This window comes from Actinocorallia libanotica, from assembly GCF_039525175.1.
Classification (GTDB): Bacteria; Actinomycetota; Actinomycetes; order Streptosporangiales; family Streptosporangiaceae; genus Actinocorallia; species Actinocorallia libanotica.
Map to the genome: position 1 here is coordinate 1 of NZ_BAAAHH010000092.1, position 2,837 is coordinate 2,837.

At 72.3% G+C, this 2,837-nt stretch carries 4 protein-coding genes; all 4 read right to left on the reverse strand.

Features of this window, described 5'->3' with window-relative positions; all coding sequences use genetic code 11:
* Positions 1-463 (reverse strand): hypothetical protein (locus ABD140_RS39640; RefSeq protein ID WP_344248181.1); only part of this gene is annotated, 463 nt, incomplete at its 3' end.
* The gene (locus ABD140_RS39645; protein ID WP_344248183.1) at positions 460-630 is read right to left on the reverse strand and encodes a hypothetical protein; all 171 of its coding nucleotides are present in this window, start codon (positions 628-630) and stop codon (positions 460-462) included. The genes ABD140_RS39645 and ABD140_RS39640, both read right to left, overlap by 4 nt.
* A gap of 8 nt (positions 631-638) precedes the next feature.
* The gene (locus ABD140_RS39650; protein ID WP_344248185.1) at positions 639-2,216 is read right to left on the reverse strand and encodes a hypothetical protein; all 1,578 of its coding nucleotides are present in this window, start codon (positions 2,214-2,216) and stop codon (positions 639-641) included.
* Positions 2,179-2,703, reverse strand: a complete 525-nt coding sequence (locus tag ABD140_RS39655; RefSeq protein WP_344248187.1) for a helix-turn-helix domain-containing protein — start codon at positions 2,701-2,703, stop codon at positions 2,179-2,181. The genes ABD140_RS39650 and ABD140_RS39655 overlap by 38 nt, the downstream gene beginning before the upstream one ends.
* Positions 2,704-2,837: the final 134 nt, after the last annotated feature.

A 2,837-nucleotide genomic window follows, 5' to 3' on the forward strand; every position in this document is an offset into this window, starting at 1 on the left:
GGACGGTCCGCCCGCTGACGGCCCAGCGGACGCGGCCGCCCTCCAGCCACCCCGACACCGCATCCGGCGGCAGGAGGTCGACCTGCTGCAGGTACCCGGCGCTGGAGCGGGCCAGCACCATGCCGAAGGCGTTGCCGCGCAGCAGCCACGACATCATCACGCGGTAGCGCCAGTCCTCCAGCCCGTACCCCGAGCCGTCCGGGTCCTGGAGCCATCCCGGGGTGGGCAGCACCCGCCGCTCGGCACCGGTCCCGCGCAGCACGTCGATGGGCAGTTCGGAGGCGATGGAGGCGATGAGGTCGGCCGCGGCCCACACCGCCGTCGACTGCAGCGCGCCTTCCGGGGATCCGGTGACGTCGACGTCGGCGAAGGACCGGGCGGCCGCCAGCTGCGCGGCGAGCTGGTTGAACGTCGTCGGGGTCGAGTGCTCGCGCTGGGCGCGTCGGCTCCACCACAGGCTCATCGGATCCTCCGGTCCACCAGGAGCAGCGCGAGGCCGGCGACGATGACGCCCAGGGGCAGCCAGATCATCCCCATCCCCCAGGCGATCAGGGCCGCGCCGGCCGCGCCGGGGGCGTAGCGCAGCCCCAGCCCGGCCAGATGCCCGGCGGTGCCCAGCGCACGTTTCATGTCTCTCCTCACCGGATGTTCGCGAGCGGGTCGTAGGTCTGGCGGAGCAGGGGCAGGCGGGCCAGCAGCGCCCACCGCGCGAGGGTGGTGGCCACCAGCGGCGTGATGTCGTCGTGGGCGCCGCGCCGGTGCCACGCCCAGGCGTCTCCCAGGGCGCGGGTGCGGGCGCCGTTGATGGCGGCGTTCAGCTGCTGCTGGCCGATGTGCACGATGCCGCCCTGGCGGACGCTGTCGGCGAACTGCCCGCACGCCGCGGTCACGTCGCCCATGCGCGGCACCGCCAGGTCGCCGCGCTTCGGCTTGTCGGATTCCTCCGGGAGGCGGAATCCGGCGGCCTTGAGGTCGTCCAGCAGCGACCCGGCCGGGGAGCGGGCCGGGACGTCGATGGCGATCGCGATGGGGTTGTGCAGGTCGGCCAGTTTCCGCAGGGCGGGCACCACCCAGTCGGTGCCTGCGCGCCGGTCGACCAGCTCCAGGTGCATCCGCCCATCGGGGCGCGGGGAGGCCAGGCCGATGGAGGCCCAGTTGCGCAAGGGGCTGACGTCCACCGCCAGGGCGATGTCGGCCGAGGCCTGGGAGAGCTTGTCGGTCAGCTTGGGCCAGGCCTCGCGCGGCACGTTCGGGTCCGGCGGCGGCGTCGCCTTGCGCGTCCTGTTCAGGTACGCGCGGTCGAACTCCGCGTCTTCCATCTTGTCCAGCTCGGCCCGGATGATCTCCTCGGTGACGGTGTGGCCGAGGGCGGGCAGGCACATCCGCCACGTCTCCGGGTCCAGGCGGGAGAGGTACTTGGGCGCGTACCACTCGAAGTAGGCCACCGCGGGGAACTCTCCGGTGGCGTAGATCTGCTCCACCAGTTCCCGGCCCGCGGCCCGCTTCTTGTTCAGCCAGACAGACTTCTCGGTGCCGCCCGCGCTCGCCCACCACAGTTGAGCGCGCGGCCGGGTCAGCATCGCGGGGGAAAAGGCTTGCTCCAGGCGGTCGTCCTGGTGGGCGAAGGCCTCGTCGATGATGCCCATGTCCAGCGACGGGCCGTGGCCGGCCTCCTCGGTGTTGGCCGTGATCCCGATCCGCGAGCGGGTCTTCAGGCAGATGATGGCCTCATTGCCGTTGCCCTTGCGGGCCCGGAAACGCTTGGCCAGCCTGCTCTCTTCGATGGTGGCCAGGAACTCGTCTTCCCACCGGGAGCGCGCCATGGTGCGCGTCTGCGCGGCGTAGGTGATGTTCTGGCGGGCCCAGGCCATCGCCCGGTGCGTCATCGCCCCGAGGATCTGCTGAGTCTTGCCCTGCTGGCGCGGCACCGAGATCCCGACCTCGCGGTAGATCGGCAGTCCCGTGACGGGGTTCAGCTCCAGGGCGACGTCCAGGACGTAGCGCTGCCAGGGCATCGGCGGGTAGCCGAGCGCGGTCATGACCTTGGCGACCTGCGGGCCCAGCGTGGGGTTCTCCGTGCGCCGGGGCGTGCCCCACCAGGGCGGACACTCCAGCCCGTACAGCTCGCGCAGTTCGGCGGCGTAGCTCGGGGGCGCCTGCCACAGGTCCTCATCGGTCTCAGTCAGGGGTGCCAAGGTCGCCGAGGCCGTCGTCATCGTCGTCCTCACCGGCGGCCAGCTCGGCCAGCTTGGTCAGGACCTCTCGCAGCTCACGCGCCAGCGGGGGCAGCGATCGGGAGTCGAACAGCGTGCCGCTGTCGATCTCGCGGGCCAGGGCGCGGGCCAGCTCGGCCAGCGAGGGCGCCATCCCTTCCAGGTCGCCCAGCGCCGCGATGTCGTCGTCGACCTGCAGGCCGAGCGCGCCGGGCACGCGCTCGGGCTTCGGCTCGTCGTAGTCGGCCTCGCCCAGCAGCCGGGAGGCCGGCACCCCGAAGGCCTTCGCGATGGCCACCAGGTCGTCGACGTCCACGCGCCGCTTCTTCGCCTCGACCTTGCCCAGCACCGACGCCGACAGGGCGCGGCCGTGCTCGGTGATACGGGCGGCCAGGGTGCGCTGATCCCAGCCGCGCAGGCCGCGCATCCGCACGATCTCGGTAGCCAGGTGTTCGCCATGTTGGCCGACGCCGATGGGCTCAGCCGCCATAACCGTCTCCTCTTCTATGCGCATCGGTCATCCGCCGTCATGGCGGCGCTCCCACCGGCCCGGGGAGAGAAACTGGAGAGATGGGCGCGGGGCTATCCGGCCCCCCTGCCCCAAAAAACCGCGGCGCCCTGACC

What these genes read in the sequence shown, in the direction of transcription:
- ABD140_RS39645 (WP_344248183.1), bottom strand. Translation starts at nt 630, where the DNA reads ATGAAACGTGCGCTGGGCACCGCCGGGCATCTGGCCGGGCTGGGGCTG.
- ABD140_RS39650 (WP_344248185.1), bottom strand. Translation starts at nt 2,216, where the DNA reads ATGACGACGGCCTCGGCGACCTTGGCACCCCTGACTGAGACCGATGAG.
- ABD140_RS39655 (WP_344248187.1), bottom strand. Translation starts at nt 2,703, where the DNA reads ATGGCGGCTGAGCCCATCGGCGTCGGCCAACATGGCGAACACCTGGCT.